18 protein-coding genes and 1 tRNA gene are annotated in these 18,371 nt (G+C 40.9%); 13 read left to right on the top strand and 6 right to left on the bottom strand.

Annotated elements, in window-relative coordinates:
- Positions 1-12: 12 nt before the first annotated feature.
- The gene (locus tag L0B18_RS13165; RefSeq protein WP_234572250.1) at positions 13-453 is read right to left on the bottom strand and encodes a hypothetical protein; all 441 of its coding nucleotides are present in this window, start codon (positions 451-453) and stop codon (positions 13-15) included.
- 154 nt (positions 454-607) lie between these two features.
- On the opposite strand from L0B18_RS13165, the gene L0B18_RS13160 reads away from it, so the two are divergent.
- From L0B18_RS13160 to L0B18_RS13115, 10 genes are all read left to right on the top strand, one after another.
- Complete coding sequence (locus L0B18_RS13160; protein WP_234572249.1) at positions 608-1,213, top strand: TetR/AcrR family transcriptional regulator; 606 nt, start codon at positions 608-610, stop codon at positions 1,211-1,213.
- A complete protein-coding gene (locus L0B18_RS13155; protein WP_234572248.1) occupies positions 1,210-2,496 on the top strand; it encodes a TolC family protein in 1,287 nt (428 codons plus the stop codon). Before L0B18_RS13160 ends, L0B18_RS13155 begins: the two co-directional genes overlap by 4 nt.
- Complete coding sequence (locus L0B18_RS13150) at positions 2,487-3,392, top strand: HlyD family secretion protein (RefSeq protein WP_234572247.1); 906 nt, start codon at positions 2,487-2,489, stop codon at positions 3,390-3,392. The genes L0B18_RS13155 and L0B18_RS13150 overlap by 10 nt, the downstream gene beginning before the upstream one ends.
- A 156-nt stretch (positions 3,393-3,548) precedes the next feature.
- Complete coding sequence (locus tag L0B18_RS13145; RefSeq protein WP_234572246.1) at positions 3,549-4,475, top strand: ABC transporter ATP-binding protein; 927 nt, start codon at positions 3,549-3,551, stop codon at positions 4,473-4,475.
- Complete coding sequence (locus L0B18_RS13140; RefSeq protein WP_234572245.1) at positions 4,468-5,208, top strand: ABC transporter ATP-binding protein; 741 nt, start codon at positions 4,468-4,470, stop codon at positions 5,206-5,208. Before L0B18_RS13145 ends, L0B18_RS13140 begins: the two co-directional genes overlap by 8 nt.
- Before the next feature lie 54 nt (positions 5,209-5,262).
- On the top strand, positions 5,263-6,372 hold the full coding sequence (locus L0B18_RS13135; RefSeq protein ID WP_234572244.1) for an ABC transporter permease: 1,110 nt from the start codon (positions 5,263-5,265) through the stop codon (positions 6,370-6,372).
- Positions 6,369-7,496, top strand: a complete 1,128-nt coding sequence (locus L0B18_RS13130; RefSeq protein ID WP_234572243.1) for an ABC transporter permease — start codon at positions 6,369-6,371, stop codon at positions 7,494-7,496. Before L0B18_RS13135 ends, L0B18_RS13130 begins: the two co-directional genes overlap by 4 nt.
- 54 nt (positions 7,497-7,550) lie before the next feature.
- The gene (locus L0B18_RS13125) at positions 7,551-8,681 is read left to right on the top strand and encodes a hypothetical protein (RefSeq protein ID WP_234572242.1); all 1,131 of its coding nucleotides are present in this window, start codon (positions 7,551-7,553) and stop codon (positions 8,679-8,681) included.
- Positions 8,678-9,550 carry a hypothetical protein gene (locus L0B18_RS13120; RefSeq protein ID WP_234572241.1) on the top strand — a complete coding sequence of 291 codons (873 nt, stop codon included), beginning with the start codon at positions 8,678-8,680 and terminating at the stop codon, positions 9,548-9,550. Before L0B18_RS13125 ends, L0B18_RS13120 begins: the two co-directional genes overlap by 4 nt.
- 170 nt (positions 9,551-9,720) lie before the next feature.
- A complete protein-coding gene (locus L0B18_RS13115; RefSeq protein WP_234572240.1) occupies positions 9,721-11,442 on the top strand; it encodes a sensor histidine kinase in 1,722 nt (573 codons plus the stop codon).
- Between the two features lie 220 nt (positions 11,443-11,662).
- Here the strand turns inward: L0B18_RS13115 and L0B18_RS13110 are convergent.
- Positions 11,663-11,736: transfer RNA gene (locus tag L0B18_RS13110), tRNA-Val, on the bottom strand.
- Between the two features lie 119 nt (positions 11,737-11,855).
- On the opposite strand from L0B18_RS13110, the gene nusB reads away from it, so the two are divergent.
- From nusB to ychF, 3 genes are all read left to right on the top strand, one after another.
- Positions 11,856-12,317: a transcription antitermination factor NusB gene (nusB, locus tag L0B18_RS13105; protein ID WP_234572239.1), complete on the top strand. Its 462-nt coding sequence runs from the start codon at positions 11,856-11,858 to the stop codon at positions 12,315-12,317.
- Complete coding sequence (locus L0B18_RS13100) at positions 12,318-12,980, top strand: metallophosphoesterase family protein (protein WP_234572238.1); 663 nt, start codon at positions 12,318-12,320, stop codon at positions 12,978-12,980.
- A 79-nt stretch (positions 12,981-13,059) separates the two neighbouring features.
- Positions 13,060-14,154: a redox-regulated ATPase YchF gene (ychF, locus tag L0B18_RS13095; RefSeq protein ID WP_234572237.1), complete on the top strand. Its 1,095-nt coding sequence runs from the start codon at positions 13,060-13,062 to the stop codon at positions 14,152-14,154.
- Positions 14,155-14,161: 7 nt separating this feature from the next.
- On the opposite strand, the gene L0B18_RS13090 is transcribed toward ychF, so the two are convergent.
- The 4 genes from L0B18_RS13090 to deoC all read right to left on the bottom strand — a co-directional run bounded on the left by L0B18_RS13090 (position 14,162) and on the right by deoC (position 18,182).
- On the bottom strand, positions 14,162-14,758 hold the full coding sequence (locus L0B18_RS13090) for an SPOR domain-containing protein (RefSeq protein WP_234572236.1): 597 nt from the start codon (positions 14,756-14,758) through the stop codon (positions 14,162-14,164).
- Positions 14,759-14,774: 16 nt separating this feature from the next.
- Positions 14,775-15,638, bottom strand: coding sequence for an aldehyde dehydrogenase family protein (locus L0B18_RS13085; protein WP_234572235.1), 864 nt, complete (start codon positions 15,636-15,638; stop codon positions 14,775-14,777).
- A 37-nt stretch (positions 15,639-15,675) separates the two neighbouring features.
- Complete coding sequence (locus L0B18_RS13080) at positions 15,676-17,205, bottom strand: aldehyde dehydrogenase family protein (RefSeq protein WP_234572234.1); 1,530 nt, start codon at positions 17,203-17,205, stop codon at positions 15,676-15,678.
- A 68-nt stretch (positions 17,206-17,273) separates the two neighbouring features.
- Positions 17,274-18,182, bottom strand: coding sequence for a deoxyribose-phosphate aldolase (gene deoC / locus L0B18_RS13075; RefSeq protein ID WP_234572233.1), 909 nt, complete (start codon positions 18,180-18,182; stop codon positions 17,274-17,276).
- Positions 18,183-18,371 lie beyond the last annotated feature (189 nt).

Below are 18,371 nucleotides of genomic sequence, written 5' to 3'. Positions count from 1 at the left end.
TAAGTCTTCAAATTAATCTGCATGTTTTGGATTTTTATCCAGCCGATGGTTCTCAAACATTTCAATCATTGCTTTTACCATGCCTATCAGGCCAATTCCCAAAGCAATTAATCCTATTGATATCTGTTTGAAAACGGATTCAAAAGGTAAAAACAAACCAATTATTCCTATAAAAATAATAAGAAATGTAACGGTAGTACTCGCCGTGATGAATCTTTTGCCTTTAACGGGGTCCTGCCAAATACGTTTAGAAGATTCATTCTGAGTTGTTGTGGTATCCTGCAAAGTGGAAAAGCTAATTCCCAATCCCATTAAAACTAACGCCTGATTGAAAAAGTAGAAGAGGCTTTGAAGGTCAGTAAGTAAAGAGTAAAGGATGATGATGTTGGCCGCAATCATACACGGATATTGCAAATAACTGATTCGATGGAACAGGAGGGTTGTCTGCGACAAAATAAACGATTTGATTTAAGAATTTTTTAAGCTAAAAAAATTTTTATCAAGTACCACAATTAAGAATTTCTGATTTGTAACTATATAGTTTAACCAAATGGTTGAATTATTTAGTTAAAGGTTTTAAATTGCAAAAGAATTAATAAAAAAAGTTATGCCTTTAGAGAAACAGACCGAAGAACAAATCTTTTTAGCAGCACAGCGAGTATTCCAGGAGAAGGGATTTGCCGGAGCGCGGATGCAGGAAATTGCAGACGAAGCCGATATTAACAAATCCATGCTTCATTATTATTACCGAAGCAAAGAGAAATTATTTCTGGAAGTATTCCAGTCAAGCGTGAAGAAAATTTTTCCTGGATTGGTATCCATTCTTTCATCTGATGATGAGCTCCAAGCCAAGGTGAAGAGGGTAGTTGAGTTTTATTACACCATGTTTAGAAAAAATCCATACCTGCCATCGTTTGTTATTCATGAGATGAATCAACACCCAAAACGGTTTAAGGAGTTTATTTCATCTCTGGAGATCGAAATTCCATCCAAATTTGCCAACCAGCTTCAGGATGAGATTGATCAGGGAAAGATCTTACCGATGAAACCAATCCATTTTCTCATCAATATTGTATCTCTTTGCCTGATGCCGGTTATCGCCAGAACAATGGTTCAGACTCTTTTTTCTTTGGATGATGAGCAGTTCGATCAATTTCTGGAGGAGAGGAAAGATCTTGTTCCTGAAATCATTTTCAATGGAGTTCAGCCATGAAGCGATTTCTGACTTTACTATCTATCTCCGCATGGATGTTTATGAATGTGTTTGCTCAATCAGAAATGAAAATTCTGAGCCTGGAAAAATGCTACGACATTTTATACACAGAAAACCCTGTGACTGATAAGATCCGAATGAATCGCCAGATTACGAATTTGAATCAGAGAATTGCTCAATCCGGGTGGTATCCGGATGTTCAGTTGGAAGCCAGTGCCAGTTATCAATCGGATGTGGTGAATTTTCCGTTGGATATGCCAAACCTGGATATCCCAAATTTCAGCAAGGATCATTACAACATTGCATTGAACATTACTCAACCCATCTTTGATGGAGGCCGGACAAGTGCGGCAAAACAACTGGAGCAGGATTCAGGAGAGATGAACGAAGCTTCCATGGAATCGGATCTATTAACGATTAAAGAACAGGTTGATCGGGTTTATTTTGGGATACTGATTTTGCAGGTACAGATGAAAATCCATGAAACTGTTATTTCTGACCTGGAAGAGCAGCTTGAACTTGTCAAAAGCCGGGTTGAGAACGGAGTTTTACTTCCGGGAAATGAATCTTCTCTTCGGGCGGAGATTTTGAAGAGAGAACAAGACCTTACAAAAATTCACTATGATATAATGGTGGGGTTGGAATCACTGGCAGAAATTCTGGGAACGGACGAATTTCTGACTTATAAACTGGAACTCCCGGAAAAAGAAAATTGGGAGCTTCAAAATCAGGATATTCTGAGGCCCGAATTGGCAATGATCGAAGCAAGACAGGAATTTCTTGGAACTCAAAAAAACCTTTCTGATGCCAATAAACTTCCTACAGTTTCAGTTTTTGTCCGTCCTTCCTATGGCCGTCCGGGATTCAACATGTTTGAAGATGACTTGCAGTTTAACTGGATTGTTGGAGTCCAGGCGCGTTGGAGCCTGAAAAGTGCACGGAATGCTTCTGTTAAAACGGATGTATTTGATCTTCAACAAAAACAGCTCTCCGAAGATCGAACACTGTTCAACCGCCAACAGAATGCTGCGCTGAACCGGCTAAAAAAAGAAATTCAATCAATTGAAGAACAGATACAAAAAGATCAGGAAATCCTTGAATTACTACGACAGGTGGCCGAAGAAAAGCGGAGTCTTGTAGATGAAGGGTCGAATACCGTAACCGATTATATCTCTGCGCTTAACGATCAGTACAGGGCAGAACTTCAACTGGAACTCCGAAAAATTATGAGAGTTCAGGCAATCATTAACTACGAAACAGAACAGGGTTGGACATGGAATTAAAACAGTGGATACTCATTGCATCAGGATTACTTTTAGTGGTTTCCTGCTCAAATGGGGATGAATCTGATGCATTTGGACAGTTTGAAGCGGAGGAAATTGTAATTTCGGCAGAGACAAACGGCAGGTTGGTTCAGTTTGATGTGGAAGAGGGAGATGAACTGCTGCAAGGTGAACAGGTTGGTGTTGTTGATACCACAAGCCTTCATCTCCAAAAAGTTGAATTGGAGGCTGCGGTAGAATCAATCCGGAGTAACACAGACAAGCTGGATGCCCAGAAACGAGTTTTGCAATCTCAGCTTGAAACCGCTCAAAAAGAGTTGGATCGCATTCAGGCGCTGAGACAAGATCAGGCAGCTACACAACAGCAATTAGAGTCCGCTGAAGGTCGTGTCAGCACGCTGCAACGACAGATTGAAGCGATAGAAGTGGACAAGCAGTCCGTAACCAAAGAAAGAACCCGAACGGAAGCGAGAATTGCGCAAATCAACCATCAAATTAAACAGGCTGCGATTTTAAACCCTGTAAATGGAACTGTTCTGAGTACTTTTGCTGAAGAACATGAACTCGTTTTAATGGGGCGGCCCTTATACAGAATTGCAAATCTCGATGAGATGATTCTTCGTGTATACATCTCAGGTGCACAGCTCGGAAATGTTCAACTCGGTCAAACGGTAGAAGTTCTTTTTGATGAAAATGAAACGGAAAACTATCTGGTATCCGGCCAGGTGAGCTGGATTGCATCCGAAGCCGAATTCACTCCGAGAATGATCCAGACAAAAGAAGAAAGGGTGACACAGGTATATGCTGTAAAAGTACATGTTGATAATCCTGAAGGAAGAATTAAAATCGGTATGCCCGGAGAAATTCGGTTTGAAGAAAATGAAAATCAAGAATAACAAAATGTGTAAAGAGATATGAATCCAAATAACCATGAGTTTATACATATGATTTGGCTAAAGTTTTTAGAATTATGGAAACAGATTGATCATGCGATAGAGAAGTTTGTTCAGCAGACCATAGATGAACTTGAAGAAATCCATCAACAAGAATAAGTGGCACCTGTTGTTGAAATATCGGATGTGGAAAAGGCTTACGGCGATGTTCAGGCTCTTCGAGATGTTTCATTCCAGCTGGGTGAGGGCGAGTTATTTGGAGTGATTGGACCGGACGGTGCCGGAAAAACCACACTGTTTCGAATTATCACTACGCTGTTAAAACCTGATTCAGGTGTTGCCAGGGTTTTCGGCATGGATGTGGTTGATGATTACAGAAAAATCCGACCCATTTTAGGATATATGCCGGGGCGTTTTTCGCTCTATCAGGATTTAAGTGTAGAAGAGAATATCCGTTTTTTCGCCTCAGTTTTTGGAACCACTCTCGAGGATAATTATGCATTGGTAGAGCCGATTTATAAGCAACTCGAACCGTTTAAAAATAGACTGGCGGGAGCTTTGTCCGGTGGGATGAAACAGAAGCTGGCTTTAAGCTGTGCACTTATTCATAAGCCAAAATTGTTGGTTCTCGACGAGCCGACAACCGGTGTGGATGCTGTCTCAAGAAAAGAATTTTGGGAGATGCTTCATGGTCTGAAAAATGAGGGAATCACTATCATTGCTTCCACGCCTTATATGGATGAAGCGGATCAATGTGACAGGGTTGCGCTGGTTCAGGATGGAAAAATTCTCAAAATCAGTACTCCGGCTGCAGTTGCCAAATCATTTTCTGCGCCACTTTTTGGAATAAAATCAAAAAAACGATTTCGTCTGATTCAGGCTTTAAAGCAGTTTGAACATACGAAATCGGTTCATCCGTTCGGGGAGTCGGTTCATTATTCGGATGAACGTGAAAATCCCGATACCAACGAAATTGAACAGTATCTGAAAAATCAGGGAATTGCCGATGCATCCATCCAAAAAATTGAACCCGGCATAGAAGATACATTTATGGATCTGATGGAGAAGGAGGGAAACAATGGCTGAAGCCGCAATTAAAACCAGTGATTTGACAAAAATGTTCGGCGATTTCACGGCGGTGGATCATATCAGTTTTGAAGTGAACCGGGGTGAGATTTTTGGTTTTCTTGGAGCAAATGGAGCGGGAAAAACAACGGCAATGAAAATGCTGACCGGCCTGCTTTCTCCAACATCAGGAAAAGGATCGGTATCCGGCCATGATATCTATTCAGAATCCGAAACCATCAAAAAGAAAATCGGTTATATGAGTCAGCGGTTTTCATTGTATGACGATCTTACCGTGAAAGAAAACATCCGCTTTTATGGCGGTGTTTACGGATTGGAGAAAAAGACACTTCAGGATAAATCCTTGGAAATATTGGAAAAAGTAGGGCTTGAAGAAGCCTTAAACATCCGGGTTGGTTCGTTACCCCTTGGCTGGAAGCAAAAATTGGCGTTTTCGGTCTCTCTTTTGCATGAACCAACCATTGTTTTTTTGGATGAACCAACGGGAGGTGTTGATCCAGTTACACGGCGGCAATTTTGGGAAATGATCTATAAGGCTTCGGAAGATGGTATTACTGTTTTTGTAACCACACATTATATGGACGAAGCTGAGTACTGTGATCGGGTTTCAATTATGGTTGATGGGAAAATTGAAGCCCTCGATTCGCCCGAAGAGCTGAAGAAATCATTTTCGACAGACTCTATTGAAGAAGTTTTTATTCAACTTGCAAGGAGTGCAGAAAATGTCGAGTAACAAATCCTTTTTGCTGGAGAATAATCCCAACCAAATACGTAGGTCCAAATATAAATGAACGCATTTAAGGGATTTATCACGAAGGAGTTTAAACAGATTTACCGCGATAAACGGACGCTGCTGGTGCTTTTTGGGATGCCGGTTATTATGATGGTTTTGTTTGGATTTGCGATTCGTAATGAAATTCAAAAAGCGGAAGTAGCCATTCTTGATTTTTCCAGAGATACGGTGACGGAACAGCTAATTCAAAAGATTGGGGCCAATCCTTCCTTTAATATTGCGGGTTATCTGAATGCTTACAGCGAAATTGAACCGCTCTTTCAACAGGGAAATGTAAAAGCTGTTTTAATTTTTGAGGATGATTTCACCGAGAAAATGATTCGGTCAAACTCAGCAAAAATTCAGATGATTACCGATGCTACCGATCCAAATCTGGCCAGGCTTCTTCAGGCATATACTTCTCAAATAGTTCAGGATTTCAGCAGAGATTTATCTCCCGACAGATCGGTTGAGCGAGCTGGAATTTCCCCCACAATTCGAATGATGTATAACCCTGAGCTCAGAAGTGTGAATCTATTTGTGCCCGGACTCATCGCTGTTATTTTGATGCTGATTTCTACACTGATGACCTCCATCTCCATCACACGCGAGAAGGAAATGGGGAACATGGAAATCCTGCTTGTTTCTCCTCTAAAACCTTATCAGATTATTATTGGTAAAGTGTTGCCGTACTTAGTCTTATCAATTGTAAATGTTTTTACCATTTTAATTCTTGCAACCTTTGTTTTTGATGTACCTTTTGAAGGTTCATACATTTTCTTCTTTGCCGAAGCGATTCTTTTTATTCTTACGGCATTATCACTTGGAGTATTTATTTCTGCTGTCTCAAATAATCAGCAGACAGCAATGATGGTTTCGCTGGCCGGCCTTTTGCTTCCAACCGTTCTTCTCTCCGGATTTATTTTTCCGGTTTCCAGCATGCCGTATCCCTTGCAGTTAATCAGCCACATTATTCCCGCAAAATGGTTTCTGATCATCGTGAGAAGCATTATGCTGAAGGGTGGAGGCATAGATATTCTCTGGTTCCAAACTCTCATTTTGCTCGGAATTACCTTGTTGTTTATGGGTTTGAGTATGAAACGATTTAAAGTGAGGCTGCAATGAGAACCATTCAATTCATATTACAGAAAGAGTTTCTGCAGATTTTCCGCAATAAAGCGATGCTGCCAATTCTTTTTGCCATGCCGATTGTTCAGCTTTTAGTTCTCTCTTTTGCGGCAACCTACGAATTGAAAGAAGCTTCATTTGCATTGGTGGATTACGATCAGTCATCTCTTTCGCGGGAATTAACGGCACAATTGCAGGCAACCGGGTATTTCCGTCTTGAATATAAAACGTTCAGTGAGAAGGACGCACTCAGTAAACTGCAAAGTGGAGACGTGAATATGATTCTTACGATCCCGAAAGACTTTGATTCTGATTTTCTATCTGGCAAACCTGCACCCGTTCAAATGCTGATTGACGCTGTGGACGGAACCAAAGCCGGAATGATTCAATCATACAGTTCATCCATCATCAGGGATTTTAATGAAAATCATGTTCAGGAAGTTCAGCTTATTTCGTCTGATGTTTTACAACCACCCGCTCAAATAGAACTCATCTCCATCAACTGGTACAATCCCGATCTGGATTATATTACCTATATGGTGCCGGGAATTTTGGTCGTGCTGGTTTCCATGATCGGATTGTTCCTTTCCGGGATGAATATTGTTCGGGAACAGGAAATAGGAACCATCGAACAATTAAATGTGACGCCCATCAAAAAAAGCCATTTTATTACGGGGAAAATCATTCCATTTTGGATTATTGGAATGGTTGATTTACTGATTGGCCTTGGCCTGGCCCGATATGGTTTTAATATTCCATTCCTTGGAAGTCTCTTGCTAATTTTATTTGTTTCAGGAGTTTATCTCATTGTGATACAAGCTCTTGGACTATTTATTTCAACAGTTACGAGTACCCAGCAACAGGCCATGTTTATTGCTTGGTTTATTATGGTCGTGTTTATTTTGATGGGCGGACTGTTTACACCCATTGAAAGCATGCCGGTTTGGGCACAGGAGCTTACACTGGCAAATCCAGTGGCCTGGTTCATCAAAATGATGAGAATGGTATTGTTGAAGGGAGCCGGCTGGCAGGAGATTTCACATATGGTGATTATTCTGGTGGGAATGGGAATTCTTTTTTATACCATTGCATTAAATCGGTATAAAAAAACTTCAGGATAGTCGTTATTTTTGTGTTGTTTTGATGATTCAATGATACCAGTGTAAGTAAGCAACATGAAAAGGTTTATCGGAGCTCTATTCTTTCTTCTGACCTTCACGATTTTCTGTACCACATTTACTACTGTACCTGCTTCATTTCTCCAGATGGAGGCTCTCAACTATAAAGCTGTCTTTCAAAGTGAAGTCCAAAGTGCTGGACTTTTAGGTATTCCGACCAATTATCAAGGGAATCCACCGCCATCTAATCCGGATGACTGGATGGTAATTGATGATGATTTACTGCTTCCAGAAGATATTTGGGGAAATGCAGTGGCGCCAATCAATGTGTTTAAAACGGAAACTGGCGTTGGAATGATCTATTCTTCGATGTGGAGCGGAGCTGTTCGCGGCAGCCTGGCTTCCAGTTCAGATGGTATTCACTGGCAGGATTTTCCTTTAAATCCCGTCATGGATAATTTCCAGCCATGGCAGTATGTCTGGAGAGTTTCACCGGGAGCAGTACTTTGGGATGGCGAGAAGTTTATCTGTTATTACACTGACGCCGAACCCGCCTGGGATAAAGGCTACTATGGAATGCGGGCGGTTGGATATGCGTGGAGTAAGGATATGGTAGAGTGGCATTATAAAAAAGATAAGCCACTTCTCACACACAATGATTTTCATGTGATGTATAGTGATCTCATAGATTTTGAGAATTCTACACCTAAAGTGCACGGAAGAATTTATCCCAGAAATGCATTTAAATACAACGGTGAAACCTACCTTGTTCTTACGATTTCTGTTTCTAATCAGAGGTCATCAGCCGAATATGAATGGGTGGTAATAAAATCAAGGGATGGAAAATCCAACTGGGAGCGGGTTGATTTCAAAGGGCGCATTCCGGAAGATCCAATTGTGAAATATGGCGACCATTACTATACATCCTTTAAGATTTACGGAAAGGAGGGACGAGGAGCCACTATTGCCGTAAGTGATGATATTTTGGGACCCTATGAAAATATTTATGACGGCCCTTTATTTACAACCGGTTTAAACGGAAATCATCGGGAGACTGTTTTATGGATGTATGATAATATTTGGTACATATGTCTCGGTATCCGGGAAAGTGAAGACGTGCATGCCAGGTATGGCGAAAAAGCCCGTATTATGAAGTGTGCTCAATCAAGAAATAATGAAAATATATGAAGAAATTACTGGTAGTATTATTACTCTTGATTACATCTGCTGTTATTTATAGCCAGGCTCCGGAGACAAGTTACGAGTCAGGATCAGAGGCCGGAGAAAAAGTAGTGAAATCCAATGAAAAACCTCGTTCCATTTTGTATGGATTTTGGGATTATGTTTCACCGGATATTTTCCCACACGTAAATACTGTAAAAATTGATATAGATGATGTTCGTGATGTACCAGACGGTGTCCAGATTATCCCATATATCGGCAACTTTAAACCCGATGGAAACTGGGAAAAGCGGATGCGAAACAAACTCAGTCGCCTGAAAGATGTGGACCCGAAGCGCATTCCGTTTATCATTTTGCTTGATGAACCCATTTCGAAAGGGTGGAAACGCCCGGAAATGGAAGCAATTATTGATTTCGCCAAAGAAACTGATGACAGATTTAGCTACACGTTTTCATTTACCCGAACACATACCGAACGCCGGCGAAACTCGGAATATCCGCGAAATCTCGATGTGGCAATTATCAATTACTATCCGTTTTACCGGGAAGAGATTACAGGCCGTACATACGCAAATATTCAAACCGAAGAGCAGTTTTATGAAGATTTTCAATCGGTGATCGAAGCTGGCCGACGGAAGGCACCGGATATAAAGTGGGTTATCACCGGCCAGGCATTTTACAATGACAAGTGGAGACAGCCGCCTGATGAAGCACCAATTTGGTATGTAGATTTCATCTCTGAAAATGAAGATATCATTGGCCTGACATGGTTCACCTGGGAATGGAGGGGATCAATCGAGGAAGGTTCAGCAAAGGAAATGCCGGCTTTCCTGGAGAATGTAGAAAAGGGATTTAAACGAATTCCTGGTCAATAGTTCATACTGAAACACTGCGGTCTCTTTTCTATTCAAAAAAAAATAAACCACTTTTAAAATATTTCTGTAACAAGTGGATTTAAAATGCATCCTCTAAGTGTAACGTTTAATATTCACGAGATTCTCCGGGGAGATAGGCAATTGTTGTTGTTTGCCTATTGATATAACGTATGGCTTTTTTAAAAACGAGGGTTGCGCAATATTTTGCGTTTGGTGTAATCATTGTATCCACTTTGATTATGGGATTTATCATTTATGAACTCTCAAACACTAAACATGATTTTGCTACCCAATTAATCACTCAATCTTCTACCCAACTCCAGAGTGATCTGGATGAGTTCTTTCTGCCTGTCGAAAATTTAATGATGACACTCAAGCATCAACAACGAAACAGGTTTTTCCAGAACTTCGATACCTTATCTCTCAATAATTATTATATCCCCATCATAGACCAGTATCCGCAAGTCTCTTCAGTTGCTATAGCCAATAACCGTGGATATGAATTTAACATTATACCCGACAGCACCGCTGATATTTGGTTAAACAGGGAAGTGCATGTAGATCAATGGGGGATGATTGAAAAATGGGATTCATGGACCTATCAAAGTGATTCACTCCATCACATCCGTAGCTGGCAGCAAGAGTTGGAAAATGATCCGCGTACACGCCCATGGTTTACCGGAGCTTTGAATCATGTGAATGAAACGTACTGGACCGAGCCCTATTTATACATAACCGGAGATCTTGGTTTGACAGCCGCTTCAGAATGGACGTACTCGGAAACAGATACACTCCATCACATAATTGCTATTGATGTTACTCTCAAAGATTTGTCGAAATTTTCGCAAAAGATCAGGCTTACTGAAAACAATCAAAATTTCATATTAACGAGTCCCGAAAAAAAGATTGTAGGGTTGCCTCAGAGTTATAATGATATTACTCCCGAAGAATTAGCAGAAATGTTGATGACTCCGCCCGATGAATTTGAGTATCCTCCATTGGTAGCACTTCTCGAACATCCTGAGAACCAGATTGTTCATTTCGATAGCCAAAATGAACGTTGGTGGGGAATCATAAAACCATACTCGATCAACTCATCGCAAGAACTTTTACTGGCAGTGATTGTGCCTGAGAGTGACTTTTCTTCAAAAATCAACAGCACAAGAAACGCAGTTATTATTGGGTTTTTGATCATTTTTCTCATTTCAATACTGCTTGTAAGAAATTACAACAAGTTGAGAGTGTTGAGTAACAAGTTGAATGACACTAACAAAGTTATTGAGCACCAAAAGCAACTGCTTTTCTCTGAAGTACACCATCGCGTAAAGAACAACCTGGCCATCATTTCTGCATTGATTAACATTGAGTCCATGCAAAGTGAAAAAAAAGCTGTGCAGCAGGTGCTTTCCAGAACTCAAAAAAGAATTCAGTCGATGTCCTCCGTTCATGAAATATTGTATAAATCAGACAACATGAGCCGGGTAAGTGTAAAGGATTTTGTGCCGGAAATACTTGAACTGCATAATAATATTTGTGAACTGAAGACTCAGATCAGAGAGACGGTTATCAATGTAAATCAGGCATTAACATACGCATTGCTTTTAAATGAACTGATGACCAGAATTTTAAAATCGGATAATATTGAAAAATGTATTGTTGACGTTCAGGTAGAAAAATCAGAAGATGAGTTAATTACAGATTTAAAAATCTTTACCCGGTCTGCCCATACTCAGGCCGACAAAATCGTTGTAAATAAACTGAATGAAGTTCTTTTGAATCAGTTAAATGCATCGTTTGAAAAAGTAAATAAAGATGATTCGATTCTCTATCGAATTCGGTTCAAACTGGAAGATAAACGGGGAAGTACCAGCAATCAAAAGCTGAATCTTTAGTTTTAATATTCCAATTTATAGCATGCTTAATCTAATCTTATTCTTTTCCAGATTAGTGCTCCAAGTGTCTCGTAGGATGGCAAATCATTTATCAATCTAAAACGGAGATCGTTTTTTAGGACAGTTCTTTGTGATGATAATTCGGAAACAGTATGGAAAACAGAGATCTGTTTGTACCCAAAAAGAACTGATTGTGATACAAAGATTTTCGAAGTAAAAGTGGGTTCAGGCAGATTCGAACTGCCGACCTCTACGATGTCAACGTAGCGCTCTAACCAACTGAGCTATGAACCCGGGCAAGACTCCAAATATACCAATCGTTTTAACTGAAACGCAATAGAAATACCGGATGTTTCTTTCAGCTAATGACTAAGCTTTGTATCTTTACTGTTCTTTGAAATTTTAAAATAATTATGTCTAATAGAAGAGTTGCCAGAGAAGCTGCGTTGAAGTCATTGTATGCCGTGGAAGTCGGGAATAATTCGACTCAGCAAGTTACCAACGTTATTATAAAAACAGCACTTAAAGACGATACAGATTCCGTTAAATTTGCAGAAAAATTATTATTAATTACAGTCGATAATGCGGAGGAGCACGATAGAATTATCGACAAGCATATCAAAAATTGGGAAGTAGACAGGTTAGCCATCATCGATAAATTGATTTTGAGAATGGCCCTGACTGAATTACTTTTTTTTAAAGAAGTTCCTACCAAAGTTTCGATCAATGAAGCCATTGAACTGGCTAAAAAGTATTCTACCAGAAAAAGTGGGAATTTTGTAAATGGCATTTTGGATGCTGCTCTTACGTATTTAAAGAATGAGAATAAAATCGAAAAAAAAGGAAGAGGTTTAATCGAAGAGTCAAATCATTAAATGAGTCAGAAGATTGTAGCTATTGGAGATATTCATGGATGTGTACGATCCTTAAAAACTTTGTGGAATCAATTGAAACCTCACAAGGATGCTATCCATGTTTTTATTGGAGATTATATTGACAGAGGTCCTGATTCAAAAGGGGTTGTAGATTTTCTTCTGGATGTTCAATATGACCGCAAATGTGTGTTTTTAAGGGGAAATCACGAACAAATGTTGTTGAACGCCTTAAATAAAGATGAAATGGACCTCTGGATGTACAACGGTGGTGAGGTTACACTGAAATCTTATAATCATGCGCGGCATATATCGGATATTCCTGCTGAACACATCGAGTTCTACAGAAACACGAAACTTTATTTTGAAACAGACGATTACTTTTTTGTTCACGCCGGGGTGCCGCCTCATCAAACCCTGGAAAAAAGTAAAGAAGACGCCAAAGCCATGCGTTATTTTTTGTGGGGACGAGAACACCTGAATGCTTTCGAAGTTCCGTGGGAAAAATTGGTGATTTTTGGGCATACTCCCCGTCCTTATCCTATCCAGAAAAATGGAATGATTGGAATTGATACGGGATGCGTTTACAGCGAATTGGGTTATGGAAAACTTACCGCTCTGGTACTTCCCGAAAAAGAATTTATACAGCAAAAATCGCTGGATTGATGGATTTTCCTATATCGTTCATTCTGGAAGATGTACAGATTGACATCATAAATTGAATACAAATTTTTGAGAATATAAAATGAGTTTAAAATGTGGTATTGTTGGCTTGCCAAATGTTGGTAAGTCCACTCTTTTCAATGCACTGAGCAACGCAGGTGCCGAGTCTGCTAACTTTCCATTTTGTACAATTGATCCGAATGTGGGACTTGTTCACGTACCCGACGCGAGACAGGATACGTTGGCTGATCTTGTTGAACCCAAGCAGACTGTTCCGGCCACTATCGAATTTGTGGATATTGCCGGTTTGGTAAAAGGTGCTTCCGAAGGAAAAGGGAAGGGGAATGCCTTTCTTTCTCATATCCGGGAAGTGGACTTGATTGTACACGTAGTTCGGTGTTTTGATGATGATGACATCATCCATGTAGAAGGTTCTGTAGATCCCGAGCGCGATATCAGAATTATTGAAGATGAATTGATTCTGAAAGATCTTGAATCGGTCGAGAAACGAGTTGAAAAACTTAAGAAAGATGCAAAAGGTGGTGACAAAAAAATGGTTGCCAATCTGAATATTGTTGAAAGACTGTCAGAGCATCTTTCAGACGGTAAAACTGCAAGAACATTTGAAGCGGATACTGAAGAACGCGAAGCATACAAAGATCTGTTTCTTTTGACTGAGAAACCCGTTTTATACGCCTGTAATGTATCGGAAGAAGATGTAAATGATGGGAATGATTGGGTTGAAACGGTTAAGAAAATTGCCAGTGAATTTGACGATACCGTTGTGATGTTTTGCGCTAAAATCGAGGCTGAAATTGCTGAACTGGAACCCGAAGAAAAAGAGATGTTTCTTGAAGAAATGGGGCTTGATAAATCCGGTTTGGACCGTCTCATCCGATCAGCGTATCAAAATCTTGGTTTGATCACATATTTCACTGCCGGGCCAAAAGAAGTGAGGGCTTGGACCATAACCAAAGGAACAAAGGCACCACAGGCCGCAGGTGTCATTCATACGGATTTTGAAAAAGGTTTTATCCGTGCGGAAACGATAGCGTATAATGATTACGTATCTCTTGGTTCAGAGAAAGCAGCTCGTGAAGCTGGAAAAATGCGCCAGGAAGGTAAAGAGTATATCGTACAAGACGGTGATGTGATGCTGTTCCGTTTTAATGTATAGTGATTGATCAGCGCGAACTGACCTTTCTGATTTCAGTCGTGTCTGCCGGAAGAAACTGCGGTTCAATACGGTCATGAACCACCCACGCATTTGGGAAATCATTCTTTAGCAGGCGCGAAAATTGATTGGCTCTTCGCTGATTTCTGAAATCACCAGTCCGCACTTTGTAATAGGGTTGACGAAAAATGACATATACTTCAGGAGAATAACCTTCAATATTTTCATCAGCCCACAGCCGGAAATTATCTTTGGTTGAATCAGCATCGGCAACACTTCTTGTGGATAATAGCTGCACCCGGAATCCGGCATATTGATCAACCAGATCGTTGTCTTGTTCAACGTCTTTAAGAAATATTTCCGGCATGTCCTGTTCTACCGTTACAAACTGATCGGCGAGGGCGCTTCGGGTTTCAAAGAGTTCTCTTTCCGACTCGGTCATTTCGTCCATCAGGTAATCTTCTACTAAATCCGGATCAAGATTAAAGATGGGTTGATCAGTCGATGTTGAGCCTTCATCCCCATTTTCTTTTGTTGTTTTCTCGGTTGTACTGCAACCGGCAGAAACAATCAGAAGGATGATAAAAAGTGAAATAAATCTATTCATAAAATGCATATTGTTATCACGTACCAACGGGGTGCCATGTAGTTTTCGTTTCCATAAAATCGAGAATCAAATATGGTGTTTCGTGCTTTTTGTCACTCCAGTCCGATTGGGCATAATGCTTAACTCGTTTCACACTGATAGATGCATTCTCATCGATTTGTTTCCGCGTTTCGGGATTATCAACAGCATTAAAAATAGCATTCACATCCATGTGAGAAGTAAGATTTTCAACCATTTCATTCCGATAACCTGTCAGAATATTGATGACTCCGCCGGGAACATCCGAGGAATGTAAAACTTCGCCCAAGCTCACAGCCGATAATGGATTTTTTGTAGAAGCTATTACAACACAAGTATTTCCACTGGCTATGACAGGAGCGATGAGAGAAATGATAGAGAGAAGTGGTGATTCATCGGACCCCAAAATCCCAACCACTCCGGTTGGCTCAGGCATACTGAAATTAAAGTGTGAGCTGGCAACAGGATTCACCGTTCCAAATACCTGGCTGACTTTGTCTGTCCAGCCGGCAAAATAGATCAGGCGGTCAATAGCCAGTTCAACCTCCGCGCGTGCATTTTTCTTTTTCTCTCCGAGGAGTTCCAGTTCGTTAACAAATTGGTTTTTACGTCCCTCAAGCATTTCTGCAATCCGATAAAGAATCTGTCCGCGATTGTAGGCCGACCGACCACTCCATCCGCCAAAAGCCGATCGTGCCGCTACAACGGAATCTCGCACATCTTTTCTGGTACAACGGCAGGCATTGGCAATATGATTTCCCTTTGAATCTTCTACCCGATAGATCCGTTCGGATTCACTCCGGGGGAATTTTCCGCCAACATATGTTTTATAAGTTTTTAGAATTTCGAGTCTGTCAGACATTTTCAGTGATCAGTTAACAGTTATCAATAAATAGATTTCAATTCAGCTTTACGTATGGATACAATCCTTGAAGTCCGCCCTCACTCCCGATTCCACTTTCTTTGTAACCGCCAAAAGGAGATGTTGGATCGAATTTATTGTACGTGTTCGACCACATTACACCGGAGCGAACTTGTTGGCCGATTTTGAAAATTTTAGATCCCTTATCTGTCCAGATTCCGCTGGCTAAACCGTACGGTGTGTTATTGGCTTTTTCAATGGCTTCGTCCGGAGTTCGGAAGGTTTGAATGGTGAGAACCGGTCCAAAAATCTCTTCCTGAACAATTCGGTTACTCTGGGCAACTCCCGTAAAAATTGTGGGCCTGCAGAAATATCCGGTTTCCGGAAGTTCGCATTTACTTTGATACATTTCTGCGCCTTCGTTCACTCCGATATCTAAATATTCGTTTATTTTTTCAAACTGAGATTTTGAATTGATGGCACCGATGTCGATATTTTTATCCAAAGGATCGCCGACGATCAATGTTTCCATTCGGTCTTTCAGTTTATCAATCAAACGTTCTGCAATTCCTTCCTGAACCAAGAGACGCGAACCAGCGCAGCAAACATGGCCCTGGTTAAAGAAAATCGCATTGATAATTCCCTCAACAGTCTGATCTAAAGGAGCATCTTCAAAAACAATATTCGGTCCCTTACCGCCCAGTTCAAGTGAGTATTTCTTCTCCGTTCCGGCCAAAGCTTTTTGGATGATTTTTCCAATTTCGGTTGAACCAGTAAAAGCAATTTTATTTACATCGGGATGATTGACAATAGCTGATCCTGTCTGACCCGCTCCCGTTACAATATTTACAACTCCGTCCGGAAGGCCGGCATCACTGCAAATCTCGGCAAATTTAAGTGCGGTGACAGGAGTGGTTTCTGCCGGTTTTAGCACAACCGTATTTCCGGTTGCAAGAGCAGGAGCAATTTTCCAGGCTAACATCAACAGGGGAAAATTCCAGGGAATGATTTGTCCGCATACACCAAGCGGTTCCGGTTTACGTCCGGGAAAAGCATATTCCAATTTGTCGGCCCAGCCTGCATAGTAAAAGAAGTGGGCGGCGGCTAACGGTACATCCACATCACGGGATTCACGAATCGGTTTCCCGCCGTCTAGCGTTTCAGTGATGGCAAGCTCACGAGATCGTTCCTGGATCATTCTTGCAATACGATAGACAAACTTGCCACGCTCTTTTGCCGAAATTTTCGACCAGGTTTTGTCATACGCTTTTCGCGCAGCCTTAACAGCTTTATCAACATCTTCGGTGGTTCCTTCAGCAAATTCTGTAAGAACTTCTTCGTTGGCCGGATTGATGGATTTCATGTAGCGCCCTTTCTCCGGTTCTACAAATTCTCCATCTATATAATGATTGTATTTTTCTTTGATCTCAACAAAATCACTACTTTCAGGAGCCGAACTGTATTCCCAAAACGAAGCAAAATCCAATTTCAAATCGGCATTCGGAGAGGTCGGTTTTGGAGCACCATTCGTCGTTTCGGTAGATATTTTGTCTTTTGTCTTAGACATAAAATTTGATAGTTGTTAGTGGTCAACTGTTTATTTCACCACAGGCACAGCGCTTAGCGCCGAGCGATTTAATCATTTGAAAAATAATAACTGCTTTGGTACACACCCGTTTCCTGTTTAACGATTTGCATCAACAGGTCATTCGCTAACGAGCTGGCTCCAAATCGAAAATAGGAGGGAGTCAGCCACGCTGAACCCAATGTTTCTTTTACAATAACGAGATACTGCAACGCTTCTTTTGCTTTCCGGATTCCTCCAGCCGGTTTCATACCAACCATTCGCCCGGTTTCACGATAGAAATCACGGATTGCTTCCAGCATTACAAGGGTAACGGGTTGAGTTGCTGCGGGGGAAATTTTCCCGGTGGATGTCTTAATGAAATCGGCTCCAGCATACATCGCGATATCGCTGGCTTTACGGACGTTCTCATACGTTTCCAGCTCGCCGGTTTCTAAAATTACTTTCAGGTGGGCATTGCCACAGGCTTCTTTAATGGCGGAGATCTCATCAAAAATAAAATTGTAATTGCCTTTCAGAAATTCTCCGCGGGAAATCACCATATCAACCTCATCGGCGCCTTGATCAACGGCAAATTTTGTATCGTCCAGTTTTACTTGCAGGGTTGCCATTCCGCTGGGAAACGCTGTTGCCACGCTGGCTACATTGATATCCGTACCTTTCAGAGCCTTTTTTGCAGTGGATACCATATTCGGATACACACAAATTGCAGCAACAGTGGGTAAATCAGGCATGGCAGCATACGGCTGTTTTGCTTTACTGCAGAGCTGCATAACTTTCCCTTCGGAATCTTTTCCTTCCAGCGTGGTGAGGTCAATCATACTCAACGCCAATTTTAAACCCTGAACTTTCGACTCTTTTTTGATACTTCGCTTATTCAGTCTCGAAACCCTTTCTTCGACGCCAATCTGGTCAATCGGAATGGTTTGATGAAAGTCGGGTACTGTTGCAGAACTCATAATCTTTATTGGTTTTATTTGACCTTAATGTACGGATTATAGACGCTGAGAGAAAGTGATTCAATCCCTGAACTTATAACAAAAAGTTTTGAAATTATCAGAAAGAAATAGGCATTCATCAATCTTGCCGTGTATATCAGGTAGAATCGATCAATAAATTCATTTACGTCTTTATCATGAGAAATTTTT

The organism is Rhodohalobacter sp. 614A (assembly GCF_021462415.1).
GTDB lineage: Bacteria > Bacteroidota > Rhodothermia > Balneolales > Balneolaceae > Rhodohalobacter.
This window is presented reverse-complemented; position numbering and strand designations above follow the sequence as displayed.